Annotated in this window: 18 protein-coding genes and 1 pseudogene; 13 read left to right on the top strand and 6 right to left on the bottom strand. The window is 71.8% G+C overall.

Going from position 1 to position 19,193, the window contains the following annotated elements; all coding sequences use genetic code 11:
* The first annotated feature begins 4 nt into the window (after positions 1 to 4).
* From Ae331Ps2_RS25900 to Ae331Ps2_RS25850, 11 genes and pseudogenes are all read left to right on the top strand, one after another.
* Positions 5 to 1,132, top strand: coding sequence for a branched-chain amino acid ABC transporter permease (locus Ae331Ps2_RS25900; RefSeq protein ID WP_075305910.1), 1,128 nt, complete (start codon positions 5 to 7; stop codon positions 1,130 to 1,132).
* Positions 1,129 to 1,845: an ABC transporter ATP-binding protein gene (locus tag Ae331Ps2_RS25895; protein ID WP_075305912.1), complete on the top strand. Its 717-nt coding sequence runs from the start codon at positions 1,129 to 1,131 to the stop codon at positions 1,843 to 1,845. Before Ae331Ps2_RS25900 ends, Ae331Ps2_RS25895 begins: the two co-directional genes overlap by 4 nt.
* Entirely contained in the window at positions 1,842 to 2,618 is a 777-nt protein-coding gene (locus Ae331Ps2_RS25890; protein ID WP_075305914.1) for an ABC transporter ATP-binding protein, read from the top strand. Before Ae331Ps2_RS25895 ends, Ae331Ps2_RS25890 begins: the two co-directional genes overlap by 4 nt.
* Entirely contained in the window at positions 2,615 to 4,321 is a 1,707-nt protein-coding gene (locus Ae331Ps2_RS25885) for an FAD-binding oxidoreductase (RefSeq protein ID WP_075305916.1), read from the top strand. Before Ae331Ps2_RS25890 ends, Ae331Ps2_RS25885 begins: the two co-directional genes overlap by 4 nt.
* A gap of 1 nt (position 4,322) precedes the next feature.
* A complete protein-coding gene (locus tag Ae331Ps2_RS25880) occupies positions 4,323 to 5,078 on the top strand; it encodes an SDR family NAD(P)-dependent oxidoreductase (protein WP_075305917.1) in 756 nt (251 codons plus the stop codon).
* Positions 5,075 to 5,899 (top strand): SDR family oxidoreductase, encoded by an 825-nt coding sequence (locus Ae331Ps2_RS25875; protein WP_083696002.1) that lies wholly within the window; start codon positions 5,075 to 5,077, stop codon positions 5,897 to 5,899. The genes Ae331Ps2_RS25880 and Ae331Ps2_RS25875 overlap by 4 nt, the downstream gene beginning before the upstream one ends.
* 189 nt (positions 5,900 to 6,088) lie before the next feature.
* Positions 6,089 to 6,304 (top strand): annotated as a pseudogene (locus tag Ae331Ps2_RS34395) (thiamine pyrophosphate-binding protein); the annotation flags it as partial.
* 595 nt (positions 6,305 to 6,899) lie between these two features.
* On the top strand, positions 6,900 to 7,418 hold the full coding sequence (locus Ae331Ps2_RS25865) for a VOC family protein (protein WP_083695999.1): 519 nt from the start codon (positions 6,900 to 6,902) through the stop codon (positions 7,416 to 7,418).
* Positions 7,415 to 8,170, top strand: coding sequence for a glucose 1-dehydrogenase (locus Ae331Ps2_RS25860; protein ID WP_075305921.1), 756 nt, complete (start codon positions 7,415 to 7,417; stop codon positions 8,168 to 8,170). Before Ae331Ps2_RS25865 ends, Ae331Ps2_RS25860 begins: the two co-directional genes overlap by 4 nt.
* 55 nt (positions 8,171 to 8,225) lie before the next feature.
* Positions 8,226 to 8,843 (top strand): hypothetical protein, encoded by a 618-nt coding sequence (locus tag Ae331Ps2_RS25855; protein WP_083695998.1) that lies wholly within the window; start codon positions 8,226 to 8,228, stop codon positions 8,841 to 8,843.
* 38 nt (positions 8,844 to 8,881) lie between these two features.
* Positions 8,882 to 10,342: a benzaldehyde dehydrogenase gene (locus Ae331Ps2_RS25850; RefSeq protein WP_075305923.1), complete on the top strand. Its 1,461-nt coding sequence runs from the start codon at positions 8,882 to 8,884 to the stop codon at positions 10,340 to 10,342.
* 174 nt (positions 10,343 to 10,516) lie between these two features.
* Here the strand turns inward: Ae331Ps2_RS25850 and Ae331Ps2_RS25845 are convergent, their stop codons facing one another.
* The gene (locus Ae331Ps2_RS25845; protein ID WP_075305925.1) at positions 10,517 to 11,488 is read right to left on the bottom strand and encodes an oxygenase MpaB family protein; all 972 of its coding nucleotides are present in this window, start codon (positions 11,486 to 11,488) and stop codon (positions 10,517 to 10,519) included.
* Between the two features lie 343 nt (positions 11,489 to 11,831).
* Between Ae331Ps2_RS25845 and Ae331Ps2_RS25840 the strand changes: the two genes are divergently transcribed.
* Positions 11,832 to 13,052, top strand: coding sequence for a CdaR family transcriptional regulator (locus Ae331Ps2_RS25840; protein ID WP_075305927.1), 1,221 nt, complete (start codon positions 11,832 to 11,834; stop codon positions 13,050 to 13,052).
* Positions 13,053 to 13,080: 28 nt separating this feature from the next.
* On the opposite strand, the gene Ae331Ps2_RS25835 is transcribed toward Ae331Ps2_RS25840, so the two are convergent.
* Genes Ae331Ps2_RS25835 through Ae331Ps2_RS25815 form a run of 5 tightly spaced genes read right to left on the bottom strand, consistent with a single transcriptional unit; the run spans position 13,081 to position 18,434 of the window.
* On the bottom strand, positions 13,081 to 13,623 hold the full coding sequence (locus Ae331Ps2_RS25835; protein ID WP_083695996.1) for a VOC family protein: 543 nt from the start codon (positions 13,621 to 13,623) through the stop codon (positions 13,081 to 13,083).
* On the bottom strand, positions 13,620 to 15,329 hold the full coding sequence (locus Ae331Ps2_RS25830; RefSeq protein WP_075329806.1) for a thiamine pyrophosphate-binding protein: 1,710 nt from the start codon (positions 15,327 to 15,329) through the stop codon (positions 13,620 to 13,622). The genes Ae331Ps2_RS25835 and Ae331Ps2_RS25830 overlap by 4 nt, the downstream gene beginning before the upstream one ends.
* Positions 15,329 to 16,207: an SDR family NAD(P)-dependent oxidoreductase gene (locus tag Ae331Ps2_RS25825; RefSeq protein ID WP_075305931.1), complete on the bottom strand. Its 879-nt coding sequence runs from the start codon at positions 16,205 to 16,207 to the stop codon at positions 15,329 to 15,331. The genes Ae331Ps2_RS25830 and Ae331Ps2_RS25825 overlap by 1 nt, the downstream gene beginning before the upstream one ends.
* Positions 16,204 to 17,067, bottom strand: a complete 864-nt coding sequence (locus Ae331Ps2_RS25820) for an SDR family NAD(P)-dependent oxidoreductase (protein ID WP_075305933.1) — start codon at positions 17,065 to 17,067, stop codon at positions 16,204 to 16,206. The genes Ae331Ps2_RS25825 and Ae331Ps2_RS25820 overlap by 4 nt, the downstream gene beginning before the upstream one ends.
* A complete protein-coding gene (locus Ae331Ps2_RS25815; protein WP_083695994.1) occupies positions 17,064 to 18,434 on the bottom strand; it encodes an MFS transporter in 1,371 nt (456 codons plus the stop codon). Before Ae331Ps2_RS25815 ends, Ae331Ps2_RS25820 begins: the two co-directional genes overlap by 4 nt.
* Before the next feature lie 196 nt (positions 18,435 to 18,630).
* On the opposite strand from Ae331Ps2_RS25815, the gene Ae331Ps2_RS25810 reads away from it, so the two are divergent.
* Entirely contained in the window at positions 18,631 to 19,170 is a 540-nt protein-coding gene (locus Ae331Ps2_RS25810; protein ID WP_075311689.1) for a MarR family winged helix-turn-helix transcriptional regulator, read from the top strand.
* Positions 19,171 to 19,193: the final 23 nt, after the last annotated feature.

Genomic DNA, 19,193 nt, shown 5'->3' with positions numbered 1-19,193 from the left:
TGGAATGCACAGGACGACCGAGAAGCTCTGGCGCGTCCTCGGCGTGCCGCTCGCCGTGGTGGTGGCTGCGGCCCTGGTGCTACCGCCCGTCGTCGGGACCTACTGGCTCCAGGTCTTCACCGCCGCGGTCGTGTACTCCGTCGTGGCACTGGGGCTGGGAATCCTCCAAGGCCGGGTGGGCCTCATCTCCATGGGGCAGATCGCCATCCTCGCGATCGGCGGATGGACCGCGTTGCGCCTCGAGCAGGCGTTCGGACTGCCCTTACCTCTCCTGCTCCTGGCGGTCGGGCTGGTGACGGCGGTCGTGGGGGTGCTCATCGGCCTGCCCGCGCTGCGCCTGTCCGGTCTGCACCTGGCGCTGGTGACGCTCATGCTCGCCGCCGCGCTCGCCATCGTGCTGACGAACGCCGGCTTCCCCAACGGTGGCGGCGGGCTGCTCGGGCACGACCCGTTGCTGCCCGGAAACGTGGCCCTTCCGAGACCGAGCTGGGCGACGACCGACGAGGCGTACTTCCGGCTCACCGTGCTCGTCTGCGCCCTCCTGTTCGCCCTGGCGTTGGCCCACCTGCGCGGCCGTCCGGGGCGGGCGTGGGCCGCGATCCGGCAGAGCGAGTTCGCGGCGAGGTCGGCCGGGATCAACGTGACGTTGTACAAGCTCGTGGCCTTCGCCCTGGCCTGTTTCATGACCGGGGTGGCAGGCGGTCTGCTCGCCGGGAGCAGCGGCGGGCTCAGCGTCTACCAGTTCGCCCCGCAGGAGTCGATCTCCCTGCTGGCCGTCGTGCTCATGGCAGGCATGGGATCTCCGTGGGGAGCGGTGCTCGCGGGCGTCCTCATGAAGGTGATGCCGGCCGTGACCGACCTGTTCGGGGTGAGCAGCAGCCTGCTCCTCGTGCTCTTCGGGCTCGGGCTCGTGCAGACCCTCGTCACGTCACCCGGCGGGATCGTGGGGCAGCTCGGGTCCGACCTGGGCCGGCTCGGTCGCAGGCTGCGCCCCCGCCCTGCCGGTGCCCCCGCGCCGGTCGCGCCGGGAACCCCGTTCGACACACCGCCGCCGGTCCGCAGCCCCGACGACGGGCACCCCGCCGCGGGCGCGGCACCGTCCTTCACCTCGGCCCGGCGGGAGGGGCGATGATCCTCATCGAGGACCTCACAGTCCGGTTCGGTGGCGTGGTGTCCCTGGACGGGGTCCGGGCGGAGCTGCCCGTGGGCACCGTCGGGCTGATCGGCCCCAACGGCGCTGGCAAGACCACGCTGCTCAACGTGCTCTCCGGGTTCGTCCGGCCCGCGGCCGGACGGGTCGTCGCGTTCGGCGAGGATCTCTCCGGCATGCCGGCTCACCGGAGGGCCCGCTGGGGCGTGCGCCGCACCTTCCAGACCGAGCAGGCGATCGGGGCGCTGTCGGTCGCGGAGAACGTCGCCATGGTCCACGAGCACTGCGGCAGCGGACGGCGCGACCGGCGGGCCGCGGTGGATCGGGCGCTGGAGTTCACCGGCCTCGCCGGGCAGCGCGAGCGCCCGGTCGCCGGGCTCTCGGCGGCCGACCGCCGGTGCGTCGAGCTCGCGCGCGCGGTGGTCGGACGGCCACGGATCATCCTGCTCGACGAGCCGGCGGCCGGCCTGCCCGAGGCCGAGACCGAGCGGATGCGTGACGCCATCCGGGAGATCCCCGAGCAGTTCGGGGCGTTGACCATCCTCGTCGACCACGACATGGCCCTCGTGTCGGCGTGCTGCGAACGTGCCGTCGTCCTCGACTTCGGCCGCGTCATCGCGTCGGGCCCCACTGCGGAGGTCCTCCAGGACGACCACGTCCGGCGGGCCTACCTCGGGACCGAGGAGGTCGCATGAGCCCAACCGACGAGACACCGAGTACCGGTGGTCTGAGGCTGCGAGGTCTGCGGGTCGCGCGCGGAGGGCGGGAGGTCCTCCACGGCGTCGACCTCGACGTGCCTGCGGGTGAGGTGACGGCGCTGCTCGGCGCGAACGGCGCGGGCAAGTCGAGTCTGGTCCTCGCCGTCGGTGGCCTCGTCCCCGTCACGTCGGGGGAGGTGAGCCTCGGCGACAGCCCGATCACGGGCCTGCGACCGGAGCGGATCCGGCGGCGCGGGGTGGCCGTCGTCCCCGAAGGCCGGCGGCTGCTGAGGACGCTCACTGTCGGCGAGAATCTCGAGGTCGCCACGAACAGCGTCCCCAAGAAGGCGGCCAAGGACCGCATCGAGCATGCCCTGGAGCTGTTCCCCGAGCTGCGTGAGCGGTGGACCCAGGTGACGTCCACCCTCTCGGGCGGCCAGCAGCAGATGGTGGTGCTCGCCCAGGCGCTCGCCGGGCGTCCCGAGGTCCTCGTCGTCGACGAGCTCTCGCTCGGACTCGCGCCAGTGGTGGTGCGCAGACTCGCACCCGTGTTGTCGACGGTGGCCGAGGCGGGGACGGCGGTGCTGCTCATCGAGCAGTTCGCGCACGTGGCCCTCGCGGTGTCCGCGACCGCACACGTGCTGTCCGGCGGACGCATCGTCGCGAGCGCCGCCTCGCGAACCTGGCAGAACGACCCCGAGGCCCTGAGCGCCGCCTACGCACTCGGGCCTGCGGCGGGCACCGCCCCCACGGAGAGGCAGAGCGTATGAACACCCGGACCGACGACCCGTCGACGCAGACCCGACCCGGCGGCCTCGACGTCGCCGTCGAACGCTTCGCCGCCGTCGTGGGGGAGGAGCACGTCACGACCGACCCGTCGCAGGTCGCTCAGTTCCGCGACCCGTACGCGCACCCCGCCTGGGTCGAGCACGAGCCGGCCGCGGTCGTGTCGCCTGCGAGCACCGAGGAGGTCCAGGAGGTCGTCCGGATCGCCGCCGAGACGGGCGTGCACCTGTGGCCGATCTCCCAGGGCAGGAACAACGGCTACGGCGGGCCCGCCCCGCGGCTGGGCGGCGGCGTCGTCGTCAACCTGCGCCGGATGAACCGCATCCTCCAGCTCGACGAGGAGCTCGCCTTCGCCGTCGTCCAGCCCGGCGTCCGATTCTTCGACCTCTTCGAAGAGATCCGGCGTCGGCGGCTGCCGCTGTGGCCCTCCATCCCGGACCTGGGCTGGGGCAGCATCGTCGGCAACACCCTCGACCACGGCATCGGCTTCACCCCGCTCGGCGACCACCAGGCGCGGCAGTGCGGCATGGAGGTCGTGCTGGCGGACGGCTCGGTGATGCGCACGGGCCTCGGCGCCATGACGACGGCCCGCACCGGAGCACTGCGCAAGTACAGCTACGGGCCGTCCGCGGACGGCATCTTCATGCAGTCGAACTACGGCATCGTCACCGAGATGGGCTGCTGGCTGGTCCCGCAGCCGGAGGTCTACGTCGCGGCCGACGTCGTCGTGGAACGGGACGAGGACCTGGCCGCGCTCATCGACGCGGTCCGGCCGCTGCTCCTCGACGGCACGATCCCCAACCACCCGATCGTCTACAACACGGCGCTCGTCGCGGGGGCGCTCAGCGACGTCCCCCGCAGCCACTGGCAGCAGGACCCGGGACCGCTCACCGAGGAGACGATGCTCCGGATGCGGGCCGAGACCGGGTGTGGAGCCTGGTTGATGAGGTTCGCGCTCTACGGACCGGCGGCGGTCGTCGATGCTCAGCAGGCGCTGTGCGAGCAGGCGCTGGCCCGGGTGCCGTCGGCGCGGACGAGCCTGCGGCGCATGGACGGTGCCACTGCGGTCGACGAGCTGCTGGACCGGGCTCGGTCGGACACCTCGCCCGCCGGCCCCGCGGGTGCCGTCGCGCGACTGCGCCACCAGTCGGACTCGACCCAGGCCGGCGTGCCGTCACTGGATCTGCTGGAGCACCTCAGCTGGGACGAGCGGGGTTCGGGTGGCCATCTCGACTACTCGCCGGTGGCGCCGCTCGACGGGCACTCGGGGCGGGCCCTCTGCGACTTCCTGGACGGAGCGTGCCGAGATCTCGGCGTCGACTTCGCCGTGTCGCTCATGCTCACTCCGCGAGTCATGATCGCGGTCGTGTCGCTGTGGTTCGCCCCGGCGGACGAGGTCGGCACCCGGGAGGCCTACGCGACGGTGCGTTCGCTCGTGCAGCGCGGCGCCGAGCAGGGGTACGGCGCGTACCGGACGCACCTGGAGCACATGGACGACGTCGCAGCGACGTACGACTGGAATGACCACGCAGGGCTGCGTCTCGCCGAGCGGCTCAAGGACGTGCTCGACCCGCAGGGCATCCTCGCGCCGGGCAAGCAGGGGATTTGGCCGGGGTCGATGCGTGACCCGGCCGATCGGCCGCTGCGACCGCTGGGAACGCACGTCGAGCCCGGGACGGTGAGCTGAGATGACCGGACCTCTGGCCGACAAGGTGGCACTCGTCACCGGCGCCTCCGGCGGCATCGGCCGGGCGAGCGCCGTCGCTCTCGGGGCGGCGGCGGCCACCGTCGTCGTGACCGACGTCGCGGCTCGTGCCGACGACGCGGAGAAGACCGTCACGCTCGTCCAGGAGGCGGGCGGTGGCGCCTGGTTCGAGCCGCTCGACGTCACCGACGAGGCGGCCTGGGAACGGACGGTCCGGGACGTCGTCGCCCGGGCGGGGCGGCTCGACCTGGCACACAACAACGCCGGTGTCGGCTACGCGGCCGCCCTGGTGGACACCGGCCTCGAGGACTTCCGCCGCGTCGTCGACATCAACCTCACCGGGGTCTTCCTCGGCCTGAAGCACCAGATCCCGGTCATGCTCGCCGCTGGCGGCGGGAGCATCGTCAACACCGCCTCCCTCGCCGGGCTCAAGGGCCTGGAACGCGGCAGCGCCTACTCGGCGAGCAAGCACGCGGTGGTCGGTCTGACCCGTAGCGCAGCCCTGGAGCTGGCCGACAGCGGGATCCGGGTCAACGCGGTCTGCCCCGCCGCCACGGAGACCGCGATGACGGCGGAGCTCCCGGCGGACCTGCGGGCCGCGATCGTCGCGCCGCAGCTGATGAAGCGCTTCGCCGCGCCGAGCGAGATCGGTGCGGCGGTCGCATGGCTGCTGTCCGACGAGGCGTCGTTCCTCACCGGGGTCGCCTTCCCGGTCGACGGTGGGGCGACAGCGGGATGACATCACCACGCGCCCTCGGATCTCCGGTCGCGGACCGGCCGGTCGTACCGGACGAGCTGGACGGCCTGGTCGTGCTCGTCACCGGCGGCTCCCGGGGCATCGGCGCGGCCGTGGCAGGCGCCGTGCTCGCCGGCGGAGGCAGCGTCTGCCTCACCGGGCGGGACGCGGGGACGCTCCGCGAGACGGCGGACCGGCTCGGCGGTGGCGACCGGGTGCTGACCGCGCCCGGAGACGCCGCCGACCCCGGCCATCGCGAGCATGCGGTCGACCGGCTGGTGGCCCGGTTCGGCCGGCTCGACGCGGTCGTCAACAACGCCGCGGCGGCCGGGCCCCCGACCCTCCTCGTCGACTCCCGGGCGGAGGACCTGCGGCAGGCGTTCGAGACGAACGTCGTCGCGGCGTGGGACTGGGTCCGGCTCGCGTGGGAGGCGTGGATGGGCGCGCACGGAGGCCGGGTCGTCAACATCTCCTCCGTCGCCGGGCTGCACCCCGAAGCGGGGATCGGGGCCTACGCGGTGAGCAAGGCCGCCCTCCAGCAGCTCACCCGAGCGATGGCCCTGGAGCTGGCTCCCGGCGTCCGGGTCAACGCCGTCGCCCCGGGGCTCGTCCGCACCGATGCCACCCGCCCGCTCTGGGAGGGCCGCGAGACCGAGGTCGCCGCGGCCTACCCGCTCCACCGGATCGGCAGACCGGACGACATCGCCGACGTCGTCCGGTTCCTCCTGGGTCCCGCGGCGTCCTGGATGACCGGCCAGACGCTGGCCGTGGACGGCGGGCACACCGTCCACCCGACCCCCGCCGGCAACTGGCTGCAGACCTGACCGAGCCGTCCGCGACAGGAGCTCCATGACAGACACCACGACCACCTCCGCGACCGCCGAGCAGGTGGCGGACCGCGGCGGCGCACGCCCGGACCTCACCGCGGCACGACGGGCCACTCCCGCCTCCGTGCCGGTGGGAAGGCGATCCTCGACGCTCAGGTCGCAGAAGGGGTCTCGCTGGTCTTCGGGATGCCCGGCTGGCACGTCCTGCCGATCTACGACGCGATCCTTGACGAGCCCGCGATCAGCAGCGTTCTCGTGCGGCACGAGCACCAGGCTGCGGCGATGGCGGCGGTGCACGTGCAGCTCACCGGTCGGCCCGCCGTCGTCCTCGTCACCGCGGGGCTGGGGGTGACGAACACAGTGACCGCCGTCGCGGGGGCGTGGGTCGGGCCGCTGCCGCTGGTCGTGCTGGGCGGGCGGGCGTCCACGGTCGCCGCCCACCGCGGGGCCAGCCAGGAGATTTCCACCGACGACGTCTTCGCACTGATCACCACATGGTCCGTTCGGGTCGACCGCGCCGAACCGGTGCTGGACAGCCGGGGGCCGTTCCCGGGCCGAACGCCGACTACGTGCAGGTCGACATCGAGCCCTCCGAGATCGGTCGCAGCGTCCGGGCGGACGTCGTCCTCGTCGGGGATGTGGGCACCGTGGTGGAGCAGCTGCTCGGCGAGCTGTCGTCCGGATCGGCCGCGGTGCGGCGGGACGTCCCGCGCGGCGCCGCGCGGCGGGCCCGACTCGCCGTCGACCTCGCCGAGGTCGAGGCGGACGTCGCTCAGCCGGCGCGTTCCCCGCACCGCCCCCTGCATCCGGTCCGGGGCATCAGGCCCGCGACGGAGGTGCTCGGTCCCGACACCGCCCTGGACCGTGCCGCCGCGGCGAACCGGCACGGGATCCCCGGTCGTCGACGTGGCCGTCGCCCGCGAGCGCTTGCCGCAGACGCGCGAGCAGGCCCCATGTCCATCGCCTGCAGACCTGACCCGGACCACGAGGAGAACCCATGTGCGCATCCCACCGCCCCGTCGAGAGTCCGGCCGCCGAGGGCCCTCCGGCGGTCGAACCCGGGCCTCCCGACGGGCCACCGGCGACGGCGCTCGATCACGTCGGGCTGTCCGTCCGCGACCTCGACGCGGCGCTGTCGTTCTACCGTGATGCCTTCGGGCTCGTCGAGGAGTTCCGGTTCACCGTCGACGGCGCGGGGATGACGGCCGTGGTGCTGCGCAGCGAGGACGGCTGGGCGGTGGAGTTGCTGCACCGGTCGGACTCCGTCGACCCGGTGGTCCGGTACGCCCGACCCGACGAGGCGGTCCGCAACCGCGGCTACGGCCACCTGTGCGTCAGGGTCCAGGATCTGGAGACGGTCTTCGAGCGTCTCCTGGCCGCCGGGGCCACGGTCATCGTGCCGCCCGGGCCCGCGCCGCACCCCGCTGTCCGCTACTCCTATATGGCGGACCCGGAGGGCAACCTGCTCGAACTCGTCCATTTCGGTGCCGGGGCAGACCTGGCGGCGCCGGCATGAACGGCTGGTTCGACGGGCGCGCGGGCATCGTCACCGGTGCCGCCGGTGGGATCGGCAGGGCGAGCGCCCTCGCCTTCGCCCGGCGTGGTGGTGCGGTCCTCGTGACCGACCTCGAGGCCACCGCGGAGGAGGGAGAGCACACCGTCGACCTCATCCGCGCCGAGGGCGGCACGGCGGAGTTCGTGGCGGGTGACGTGACGAGTGCCAAGGACCAGGAGAACCTCGTCGCCGAGTGTGTCCGTCGGTTCGGTCGGCTCGACTTCGCCCACAACAACGCGGGCATCGAGCACCAGGCGTCGTTGACCGACATGGAGGAGGCCGACTTCGACCGGGTCCTCGCGGTGAACCTCAAGGGTGTCTGGCTCGGGATGAAGTACCAGCTGCGGCACATGCTCGCCGCCGGGTCCGGTGCCGTCGTCAACACGTCCTCCCTGGCCGGGCTCGTCTCGCCGCCGCTGCTCGGTGCGTACGTCGCGAGCAAGCACGCGGTGGTCGGCCTGACCAAGACCGCCGCCGTCGAGTGCGCCGAGGCCGGGATCCGGGTCAACGCGGTCTGTCCCGCGTCCATCCGGACGCCGCTGATGGACGTCCTCCCCCCGGACCAGCTCGAGCTGTGGGTCGGCCGGATGGCCATCCACCGGCTCGGAGAGCCGTCCGAGGTGGCCGCGGCGGCCACCTGGCTCTGCTCGGACGAGGCCGGCTTCGTCACCGGTGTCGCGCTGCCCGTCGACGGAGGGGCGACGGCCAAGTGAAGGACGACGCCGGGCGGCCCACCCACCCCGAACGACCCACACCCTAGGAGGCCCCGTGTCCCTCGCCCTGTCCGAGCAACCCGCGCCGAAGCTCGACGTCCTGGCCGTCCCGCGAGAGGCGGACCGGCTCCTCGGGGTCGTCACCGACGAGCGTCAGCGCGCCATCCTGGAGAACTTCCGGCGGCACGCCATGCTCGAGGTGACAGGCCGCTGGCCCGAGATCCTCGTGCCCGAGCTCACCTGCTCGCACCCGGTCTACCGGGTGGCCGAGGGCACGAGGACCGAGGTCTTCGACGGGTACGACGCCGTCGCAGGCTTCTACCGCGGGATGACCGACGTCGGACTCAATCTCATCATGCCCCTCGTGGAGCGGATGGCCGTGGCCGACTGGGGGCTCGCCTTCGAGTCCGAGCTCGCCCACGTCGTCCCCGGCGCCGCGCTGCCCCTGCTCGGCGTCGTCGTCGACGGTGCCGACCCGGCTGCGACCTACGTCCTCACCGAACGGGTGGCCAACATCTGGCCGTACGACGCCGACGCGAAGCTGTTGGGGGAGAACGTGTTCATCGACGTCGCGTCGCGCAACCTCTACCTCGTGCAGCCCGGCGACATCATCACGGCCGACGACGCGCGGCAGGCACTGGAGCCGCTGCTGGACGCGGCACGCACCAGCTGACGTCGCACACATCGATCTCGAGCACAGGAGAAACGGTCATGAGTCTGTTGGATCCGGCGATCTGGTCGGAACGGGTCTTCTCGGTGGGGGGCTGGGTACCGGGCAGCGGTGGCGCGGCGGACGTCGTCGAGCCGGCGACGGGGAACGTCCTGGGGCGCCTGGGGGTGGCGACGCAGGAAGACGTGACCAAGGCGGCCGCCGCCGCGGCACAGGCGCAGCGGGACTGGGCGGCGACGTCGTACGAGGAGCGTGCTGCGGTCCTGCGGCGGGCGGGACAGCTGTGGCTGGACCACGCGGCGGACATCGAGTCGTGGATCGTCCGCGAGGCGGGCTCGATCCCGTCGAAGGCCGCGATGGAGACGCACGTCGCGAGCCAGGAGTGCTTCGAGGCGGCGGCGTTGCCGTCCTTGCTCTCGGGGTCGGTGCTGCCGAGTGCGGAGCCGCGGTGGAGCTTGGCGCGCCGGCGGCCTGCTGGGGTGGTGTCGGTGATCGCGCCGTTCAACTTCCCGTTGATCCTCTCGATCCGTTCGGTGGCACCGGCATTGGCGTTGGGGAACGCGGTGCTGCTGAAGCCGGACCCGCGGACCGCGGTGTGCGGTGGCGTGGCCCTGGTGCGGGTGTTCGAGGAGGCCGGGCTGCCGCAGGGCCTGCTGCACCTGCTGCCGGGCGACGGGTCGATCGGTGAGGCGGTGGTCACCGCCCCCGAGGTGCGCGTGATCTCCTTCACCGGCTCCACCCGGGCCGGGCGGATCGTCGGCAGGCTCGCCGGGGAGCATCTCAAGCGGGCGCACCTGGAACTCGGCGGGAACAACGCGCTCGTCGTCCTGCCCGGGGCCGATCTGGCGAAGGCGGCGTCGGCGGGGGCGTTCGGGTCGTTCCTGCATCAGGGGCAGATCTGCATGACGACCGGTCGCCATCTGGTGCACACCAGCGTCTACGACGGCTACGTCGAGGCGCTTGCCGAGAAGGCGCGGCAGCTGCCGGTGGGTGACCCGGCGACCGGCCAGGTCGCACTCGGTCCGCTGATCGATGCCGGCCAGCGTGACCGGGTGGACGGTCTCGTGCAGGACACGGTGCGGGCCGGTGGTCGGCTCGCGGCGGGCGGGACCTTCGACGGGTTGTTCTACGCGCCGACGGTGCTGGCGGACGTGACGCCGGACATGCCCGCGTACGCCCAGGAGGTCTTCGGCCCCGTGGCGCCCGTGGTCGCGTTCGACACCGTGGAGGAGGCGGTCCGGCTGGCGTCGGACAGCGAGTACGGATTGTCGTTGGGGATCCTGGGGGATGTGGGATCGGCGATGCAGGTCGCGGACGCGGTGCCGTCCGGGATCGTGCACATCAACGAGCAGACCGTCGCGGACGAGGCGAACGTACCGTTCGGGGGTGTCGCCGCGTCCGGCACCGGCTCCCGGTTCGGTGGCCCGGAGGCCAACCTGGAGGCGTTCACCGAGACGCAGTGGCTGACGGTGCGGGGCAGCATCGCCCCGTACCCGTTCTGACCGGAACCTGCAGGTGGCGGCGGTGGGACGTCGGTGAAGAACCGACAGGTGCCTCGCCGAGCAGGCGGATCGCGGTCGTCGGGACGACAGGTGCCTCGCCCGCAGGCGAGGCACCTGTCGGGTGACCGGAGCACGAGGATCCCGACGACCGCGGTACCGGTCCCGGCCGACAGCTCAGACGCTGGTACTCGTCGACCCGCCTGGCGCCGGCCGTGGCCCCCGCATGCCGGACAGAGCGGCCTTCAGTCGGCCGCTCATCGGGGACTCCGGGTGGGGCTCGCCGAACGCGGCGAGGATCGGTGCGGGCTCGACCGGGTCGGGCGCCCATCGGCTCTGCACGGTGATCAGCGTGCGCAGTGTCCGCCGCAGGGTCCGGGCCACGAGCGGCCGTGGGGCTGTGAGCCCGTGGACGGCGATCAGCTCCGGGGTGGCGATGGACAGCACGAGAGCACGACCGAACCCGTGCAAGGGGCGCGGGAACCAGCGGTCGGAGAACTGCTGCAGCAGCGCCTCTGCGGCGACGTTGCTCTCCGGAGCGGTGGAGTAGTCCTTGCGCTCGAACTCGGCCAGGAATGCGAGCATCCCGTCGAAGTCCGCCGGGACCGGGACGCCAGGGTCCGAACCGATGCGGAACAGTCCGGCGATCTGCGACCAGTGCCGGTGGGCGGCCCGCTGCTCCGTGGCGCTGAAGCCGGGTAGGCCGAGCCGCCGCATGACCCGGTGCGGCTCGGCGGCGAGGACGCAGATGGTGTACGTGTACTGGCGTACGTCCAAGATCGCCTCGGGGTACTTCCCCGCCCATGCGTCATGCTGTCGGTTGACCCGTTCGACGGACTCACGCACGCGCGGGTCGTGCGCACCCTCGCCGAGGTACCAGGTCCACACCTCGCGCATGGTGCCCTCTATCCGACGCTGCTGGTGCAGGACGACCTTGCCCTTGCCGCCGCGGACGAGTGTGCGTGCGCCGCTGCCCGGCCCGACGAGCCGCAGGAAGCCCTGACAGACCGCCATGTTGAGGATCATCGGGTTGGTCCGGTAGGCGTTGCCCAGCTGCCAGATGCGGGCGCTGTCGACGTCCGGGTCGAGCGTCTCGATCTCGGCGTCGATCCACTTGCGCGGCTTCTCCCTGGACGCTCTGCCGGCCATGTGTTCTCCTCGGGTTGCTGATCGTGCGTGGTGATCTCGTCGGACGTCGGCGCTGGATCGCCTCGTTCTCCCGGCACACTTCGAGTCCCTGGGCTCCATGTCGACCCGGGATCCGCCGTGCCCGTCTCGGTGACCACGACCGGCCCGCAGGCTCCGGTCCCGAGCGGCACCACATCAGCCACCTGGCACTCCCTCGCCGTTCGCCGTTGTCCGATCGCGGGGTCGGGCCGAGCGCGCCGACCCATCCATCGTCGATGTGTGACGGGCGGCACTCAATGGTGTGGTGCACAGTATCCCCTGACAGGTCAGTGCATACTGCACCGCCGGCGGGTAGCGTGACGCCATGCATGGCGCCGGTCTATCGGGCGACTCCGAAGAGTTGCTCCGTGCTGTCTGCAAGGAGATCTTGGCCGACCCCGCCCTCTTGCGCCCGATCCAGGACGCACTCCTCAAGGCCATCCGTCCCCGCTTCGGATCGGACCCCTCCATCGCCGACGCGATCGGTGAGGCGACCCGGGCCCACACCCACCATTGGGCCCGCTCGATGCACGAGGACCCGCGGGGGGACGTGGAGCCCTACCTGACGAGCCAGATCATCGGCATCGCGCGTGACGGCTACCGCTGGGGTGAGGAGGACACCTTCCGCATCTCTCACCACGCCGCTCAACAGGAGATGTTGTCCGTCTTGATGCGGATCGCCTTCTCTCTGTGCGATGACTCCGCCGTATTGGAACCCGCTCTCGACCGGGCGTCGCGCTCACTGTCGCTCTGGACCGACCGCACGGTCACGGCCCTGAGCAGGGTTCTGGAGCAGGAGCGCGCAGCCCTGTCCGGTGACGAGCACGTCAGACGCCTCGAGCTGGTCAATCTCATCCTGGGTGGAGCGCCGGTACCGGTGACCGGTGTCGACCAGAGTCTCGGCTACCCACTCACCGCCAGACACCTGGGGGTGATCCTCTGGGCACCACCACAGCTAGCCGATCGCGCGGCACTCGTGCAGGTGGCGAGCGAGATCGGGCGCATCATGGAGTGCCGGAGCCGGCTGCTCGTGCACGCCAGCGCATCCTCACTGTGGCTGTGGCTGACGCCCGGGAACCCGGTCTCGGTCGGGGCGCTCGACACCGCACTGGCCCCGCATCGCGACATCCGGGTGGCGATCGGATCGTCGGAGTCGGGAGTGGACGGGTTCCGTCGCACCCACGATCGCGCGGTGGAGACCCAACGGCTGGTACAGGGCACCAACGCACACCGGATCGCCTGCTACGACGACGTCGCCGCCGTCTTGTTGCTGGCCCGAGATGAAGCCCGGTTACGCGAGTTCGTCCACGCGACCCTGGGCCCGTTGACCTCAGGGCCCCAGGACCTCCGTGACACTCTGCGAACTTTCATCCATCAGCGGTACAACGCGTCCCGGACGGCAGAGCTGCTGTTCACCCACCGCAACACCATCCTCCAACGCGTTCGCCGCGCCGAAGACCGCCTGCCCGTCACCCTGGACCGGCACGGCACGAACGTCGGCATCGCCCTGGACGCCATGCACTGGCTGAACCTCCAGGACGAGTAGGAGCAGGGTCGGAGAGGGCATCGTCGGGTCAACCCTCTCGGACGGGGTCGGTGCCGTCCCAGCCCACGGAGGCCAGGTGGATGTCGGTGTAGACGCGCTCCTGGGCCTCGTTCATCTCGACGATCTCGACCATGCCGGGCAGGATGTCCGTGGTGTCGACGTAGGCGACGCGGGCGCCGGTAGGCAGCGTGTCGGTGAAGACGACCTCGGCACCGGCGCGGCGGTGCCCGGTCACGGCGGCGTCGAAGTCGTGCACGCCGATCGCGATGTGGTGGAAGCCGTGGCCGCGGCCCTGACCCTCGATGACGTCGCGGTAGACCGAGGGCCCGTCGTCGTGCTGTCGGACGAGTTCGATCATCGTGTGGCCGTTGAACGCGCGGGCGAGGGTGAGGGTGGGAGCGGTCGGCAGGTCGCGGTACCGCGCTCCGGGCGGGGTGAACGGACCGCGGACGAACCAGGGCCCGATCCCGACGCGCTCGGTCCAGGCCTTCATCGCGGTATCGATGTCGGGCACGGTGTAGGTGACCTGGATCATGCCGCCGACCGGCTGTCCGAAGTCGAACCTGGTCACGAGGCGTCCTGCTGCTGCGGGTAGGTGTTCGCGTAGTGCTCGCGGGTCTGGGCCAGGCGCACGCGGGCCACCCGCACGTCGAGCACGGCGGGCCGCCCCGCCTCGTTGGCCTTCAACGCCCGCTCGAGCGCTGCCTCGACCTCGTCCGGATCGTCGACGCGTTCGCCATGGCAACCGCAGGCCTCGGCGAGGGCGGCGAAGTCGGGTTGGTACGCGAACTCGGTGTCGATGATCCGGCCGTCGAAGACGTACTGTTGGATGTCGCGGATCGACCCCAGCGCCTCGTCGTTGAGCACCACCCACGTGACCGCCAGCCGATTGGCCGTGGCGACCGGGAGCACGGTGTTCACCATCTGGAACGAGCCGTCGCCGGTGAAGCACAGCGCCGGGCTGTCCGGGCGGGCCAGTTTCGCGACGGGCATCGCGGCCGTCACGAAGCCCATGCCGTAGAAGCTGGACGGCACGATCGTGGTCCGGGGGCCGAACACCCGGAAGTGAGGGAACGCGCCGCCGATGTGTTGGGCGAGCACGCCGACGTCGACGCCCAGGGTGGTGTCGCGGGGGAAGACCTCGCGGGCGGCGCGGATGACCCGGACCGGATGGATCGGCCGCTCCGTGGACGCGGCCATGGCCTCCGCCCCGGCGTCGAGCTCCGCGACCGCCGCTGCGATCTCCGCGATGCGGGCGTGCTCGCCCTCGGCCGGACCGAGCTCGTCGGCCAACTGCTGCAACACGGTCCGCGCGTCGCCGCCCACCCCGATGCGCGCGGGGACGCTGCGGCTCAGTTCGAGCGGGTCGACGTCGACCTGGATGTAGGTCGCGTCGGGGGCCGGGACCGCGCCCGGCTGCCAGTTCGTCTCCATCTCCTCGAAGCGGGTGCCGATGCCGAGCACCACGTCGGCCTCGGCCAGCAACCGTTTGGCCAGCGGGTTGCGGTGTGCTCCCAGGCCGCCCGCGGCGAGCGGGTGGTCCTCGGGGAGGCTGCCGCGCCCGGCAAGGCTGGTCAGCACCGGCGCGGCCAGCCGCTCGGCCACCGCTCGAAGTTGCTCGGCCGCACCGGAGGCGATCACACCGCCGCCGGCGACGAGCAACGGCGAGCGGGCGGCGCGCAGGGCCTCGGCCGCGCGGCGGACGACCGCGGGGTCGGCGGCGATCCGGGCGGCCGGGCCGGCGGGGAGGTAGGGCTGGGCGGGGACCTGCTGGGACAGGACGTCCCGAAGGATGTCCACCAACACGGGTCCAGGCTTGCCGCCGCGTGCGGCGGCGACGGCCTGCCGCACCGCGGTCACCAGCAGGTCGGCTCGGTCGACCCGGACCGCGGACTTGGTCGCCGGGGTGAACATCACGTGGGTGTCGATCTCCTGGCTGGCCCCCCGGTACACGGTGGCGCTCGCGCCTCGGCCGCCGAGCACGAGCATGGGGATCGCGCCGATGTGGGCCTCGGCGACCGCGGTGAGCACGTTCGTGACTCCGGGCCCGGCGGTCACGACGACCGCGGCCAGTTCGCCGGTGAGCTGGAACCAGCCGGCCGCCATCGCCGCGGCCTGGTGCTCGTGGGTGACCAGGGTGGTGCGGATCTGCGGGGTGTCGTAGAGGGCGTCGTAGATGCCGAGGACGTGCCCGCCCGGCATCCCGAAGACCTGGGTCACCCCCTCCGCGACGAGCGTGTCGACGATCGCGCGTCCGGCGGTCACGGTGTCGGTCATCAGGGATTCCTCTCCGTCGGACGGGTCTCGTTCTGGGCGGAGCCGAGGACCGGGTCCATGCTGTTCTCGTCGGGATCGTCGCCGACGAGGATCTGCTCGGTGCGGGTACGCAGGGCGTCGGCATAGCGATCGGGGTCGCTGAGGACCCAGAACCGGTCGTGGCGCACCGCCTCGAGCATCTGCTCCGCGACGACGTCCGGGGGCAGCCGGGCGGGGTCGTCGTCGGCGATCCGGCCGCTGGCGCTGACGGCCGGTGCGTCGCCCAGGGCGGCGGGGGCGTTGCGGCGGGCGGTGCTGATGTTGGTCCGGACCAGGCCGGGACAGACGAGCGAGACGCCCACGCGGGATCCGGCGGCCCGCAGCTCGCGGTGCAGCGCCTCGGTCAACCCGACCACGGCGTGCTTGCCTGCGCTGTAGTGCGCGCTGCCGGGGCCGGTGAGCAGCCCGGCCATCGACGCGGTGTTGACGAGGTGACCGTCGTCGGCGGCGACGAGATCGGGCACGAACGCCTCGATCCCGTGGATCACGCCCCACAGATTGACCCGCAGGGACCACTCCCAGTCGCCGTGGCGCAGCTCCCAGCTGCGCCCGGAGAAGGCGACGCCGGCGTTGTTGACCACCAGCCACGGGGGTCCGAACGCCTCCCGCGCCCTGCGGGCCAAGGCCTGCACCTCCTCGATGTCACCGACATCGGTCCGCACACCGAGGACATTCGCCCCCTGGGCGGCGAGCTCGTCGGTGGCGCGGTCGAGAGCACGCGGCTCGACGTCGGCCAGCACGACCTGCATACCCTCGCGCGCTGCCTCGCGGGCCAGGGCGAAGCCGATCCCGCTGGCGGCCCCGGTGATCACGGCCGTGCGGCCGTCGAGGCTCCTCATCGGGCGTTCTCCTCCTGCGGTCGTGCGTCGTCGCGGGCCGCGGCCGCCCGCATGGCCTCGGTTTCGGTCTCCACATGGAGCAGTACGGCGGTATCGGGGACGGCCCAGAACCGCCCTTCCCGGACCGCGGTGAGCGCGGCGTCGGCGACGGCGTCGGCGTCCTGCCCCTCGCTGTTCATCCGAGCGTAGAACTCCGCCCGGGTGGCCGGGTGGCTCGGCTCCAACCCGCCCGCGGGCGGTGGACCCAGCCTGGCCGACGGCCAGGCGCGGCCGGACTCGTTCATCCGGGTGCGGGTCATGCCCGGACACAGGACCGTCACACCCACCGGCGAACCGGCCAGTTCCAGGTCGCGGCGCAACGACTGGGACAGTCCGATGACGGCGTGTTTCGCGGCGGAGTAGGGCGCCATGCCGGGCGTGCCCACCAGGCCTGCCACCGAGGACGTGTTCAGCACGTGTCCGTGCCCCTGCTCGACCAGGCGCGGCACGAACGCCCTTACCCCGTGCACGACTCCCCACAGGTCGACGTCGATCACCCATCGCCACACCGAGTCCGGGATCTCCCATGCCACTCCGCCGGGCCCCACGCCGGCGTTGTTGCAGACCAGGGCGACTGCGCCGAACCGCTCCCAGCTGCGCTCGGCGAGTGCCTCGACCGAGGCCGGATCGGTGACGTCGGTGAGTACCGTGAGCACGGTCGCGCCCGTGTCGGTGAGCTGGCGGGCCGCCTCGTCCAACCCGGCCGGGTCGACGTCGGCCAGCACGATCGGCATCCCGTCGGCCGCGCATCGGGCGGCGAGGGCGTACCCGATGCCCCCGGCTGCGCCGGTCACCACGGCGGCGCCGTCGATCCGGCTCATTTCTCCGTACCCGTGACGGCGGGGGTCCGGCTCGTGGCGGTGTCGTCGAAGGTGAGGTCGCGTCGCGCGGTCTCCCGGGTGAGCAGGAGGGCGACGACGGTGATCGCGGCGGTGGCCGCGACGTAGATCGCGACCGGGACGGCGCTGTCGTAAGCCGCGAACAGGGCCACGGCGATGATCGGGGCGAGGCTGCCACCGAAGATCGACGCGAACTGCACACCGATCGAGGCACCGCTGTAGCGCACCGACGTGCCGAACAGCTCGCTGAAGAGCGCACCTTGCGGGCCGAGCATGCCGCCGTGACAGATCAGGGCGACGGCCACAGCCAGGGTCAGCAGCACCGGAGAGCCGAGGTCGATGAGCGGAAAGACGGCGAAGACCCAGATCCCGACACCGACGGCCCCGCCGATGTAGAGCGGACGACGGCCGAACCGGTCCGACAGCGCCCCCCACGTCGGAACCGCGATCATGTGGCATACCGAGGCGGTCATCACGGCGTAGAGGGCGACCTGCCGGGACAGGCCTTGCTGGGTGGCGTAGGTCAGGATGAAGACGGTGAAGATGTAGCCGGAGGTGTTCTCGCACAGCCGCGCGCCCATCACCAGCAGCACCTCACGCCAGTAGTGGCGCAGGACCTCGAACAGCGGCGCCTTGCGCGGCGCGCCCTCCGCCTGCCGGGCGGCCTGCGCCTCCTTGAACATCGGTGACTCGTCGAGGGAGAGGCGGATCCACAGTCCGACGACCAGCAGCAGCCCCGACAGCAGGAACGGAACCCGCCAGCCCCAGCCCAGGAACGCGTCGTCGCTCAGGACCGCGCCGAGGACCACGAGGACGGCGATCGAGAGGGCCTGGCCCGCCGGGAGTCCGACGTTCGGCCACGAGCTCCAGAAGCCACGTCGTCGGGTGTCGCCGCGCTCCGACACCATCAACACCGCGCCGCCCCACTCGCCGCCGACGGCGAAGCCCTGCAGCAGCCGGCAGACGACCAGCAGGATCGGCGCGGCCACACCGATCTGCGCGTACGTGGGCAGCAGGCCGACCGCGACGGTGGCGGCGCCCATCAGCACGAGGCTCAGCACCAGCATCTTCTTGCGGCCGACGAGGTCGCCGAAATGCCCGAACACCACCGCGCCGACCGGACGCGCCACGAAGCCGACGGCGAAGGTCGACAGCGACAGCAAGGTGCCGACGACTGGGTCGAAGTCCGGGTAGAAGAGCTTGTTGAAGACCAGGGCCGCGACCGAGCCGAAGAGGAAGAAGTCGTACCACTCGATCGTCGTTCCGACCAGGCTCGCCGTGACGATCTTGACCATCCCCGGTTGCGCCCGGCCGGCCGACGAGGTCGAGGCACCGCTGCTTGAGCTCATGGGTTTCCCATCGTCGTTGAGGGGTGAAGGCGGGTACAACGTGGCGCGGTGCGAGGGACATCGGGTCCTGCTCGACCGAACCGAGCTGTTCGCCGCTCAGAGATTGTCAAATATCGATCTATCTCCGATGATGGCGAAGTGTGGACACCGACCGGGAACCGTGTCAACCCCTTGAGTGGCCGTGGATGATGTCGCGATGGCCGTCGACCCGACCACGATCTCCCGCGCCGAACACGTGCAGCTGGCCGTTGCCGCCGCCCGTGAGCAGGTCCCCGAGGTGGACGAGGAGGCCATGCGGGTGGGCCTCAACCTCGTCGGGGCCTCCAACAGCCTCATCTCCGAGGCAGAGTCCCTGATCTTCCGGGCGGAGAAGCTGAGCTGGCCCAGCTTCCGCGTACTGTTCATCGTCTGGATGTACGGTGAGATCGAGGCCCGCAGCATCGCCCGCATCGCAGGCGTGACCCGCCAGACGGTGTCCAGTGTGTTGTCCACTGTGGAGCGCTACGGCTACGTTCAGCGCGAGAAGGCCAACGGACAGGACCGTCGGCTGATCCGGGTCCGCCTCACCGAGACCGGCCGCGAGGCCGTCCGCCACGCCTTCGCCCTGCACAACGAGGTCGAGGCCCGCCTGTTCGCGCGCCTCACAGCTGACGAACAACGGCAGCTGGCCTCCCTGCTCGGCAAGCTCATCGACACTACTGACGGTGTCGACGACCGCACGAGCCCTTCCCTCTGAATCCCCTGTTGCGAGGTAAACCC

The sequence above is a fragment of the Pseudonocardia sp. Ae331_Ps2 genome, assembly GCF_001932405.1.
Classification (GTDB): domain Bacteria; phylum Actinomycetota; class Actinomycetes; order Mycobacteriales; family Pseudonocardiaceae; genus Pseudonocardia.
Note: the sequence above shows the minus strand (reverse complement) of the source record. Positions and strands in the feature narration are given on the sequence as shown.

Coding starts and splice junctions, on each gene's coding strand:
- Ae331Ps2_RS25900 (WP_075305910.1), top strand. CDS start 5: ATGCACAGGACGACCGAGAAGCTCTGGCGCGTCCTCGGCGTGCCGCTC.
- Ae331Ps2_RS25895 (WP_075305912.1), top strand. CDS start 1,129: ATGATCCTCATCGAGGACCTCACAGTCCGGTTCGGTGGCGTGGTGTCC.
- Ae331Ps2_RS25890 (WP_075305914.1), top strand. CDS start 1,842: ATGAGCCCAACCGACGAGACACCGAGTACCGGTGGTCTGAGGCTGCGA.
- Ae331Ps2_RS25885 (WP_075305916.1), top strand. CDS start 2,615: ATGAACACCCGGACCGACGACCCGTCGACGCAGACCCGACCCGGCGGC.
- Ae331Ps2_RS25880 (WP_075305917.1), top strand. CDS start 4,323: ATGACCGGACCTCTGGCCGACAAGGTGGCACTCGTCACCGGCGCCTCC.
- Ae331Ps2_RS25875 (WP_083696002.1), top strand. CDS start 5,075: ATGACATCACCACGCGCCCTCGGATCTCCGGTCGCGGACCGGCCGGTC.
- Ae331Ps2_RS25865 (WP_083695999.1), top strand. CDS start 6,900: ATGTGCGCATCCCACCGCCCCGTCGAGAGTCCGGCCGCCGAGGGCCCT.
- Ae331Ps2_RS25860 (WP_075305921.1), top strand. CDS start 7,415: ATGAACGGCTGGTTCGACGGGCGCGCGGGCATCGTCACCGGTGCCGCC.
- Ae331Ps2_RS25850 (WP_075305923.1), top strand. CDS start 8,882: ATGAGTCTGTTGGATCCGGCGATCTGGTCGGAACGGGTCTTCTCGGTG.
- Ae331Ps2_RS25845 (WP_075305925.1), bottom strand. CDS start 11,488: ATGGCCGGCAGAGCGTCCAGGGAGAAGCCGCGCAAGTGGATCGACGCC.
- Ae331Ps2_RS25840 (WP_075305927.1), top strand. CDS start 11,832: ATGCATGGCGCCGGTCTATCGGGCGACTCCGAAGAGTTGCTCCGTGCT.
- Ae331Ps2_RS25830 (WP_075329806.1), bottom strand. CDS start 15,329: ATGACCGACACCGTGACCGCCGGACGCGCGATCGTCGACACGCTCGTC.
- Ae331Ps2_RS25825 (WP_075305931.1), bottom strand. CDS start 16,207: ATGAGGAGCCTCGACGGCCGCACGGCCGTGATCACCGGGGCCGCCAGC.
- Ae331Ps2_RS25820 (WP_075305933.1), bottom strand. CDS start 17,067: ATGAGCCGGATCGACGGCGCCGCCGTGGTGACCGGCGCAGCCGGGGGC.
- Ae331Ps2_RS25815 (WP_083695994.1), bottom strand. CDS start 18,434: ATGAGCTCAAGCAGCGGTGCCTCGACCTCGTCGGCCGGCCGGGCGCAA.
- Ae331Ps2_RS25810 (WP_075311689.1), top strand. CDS start 18,631: ATGGCCGTCGACCCGACCACGATCTCCCGCGCCGAACACGTGCAGCTG.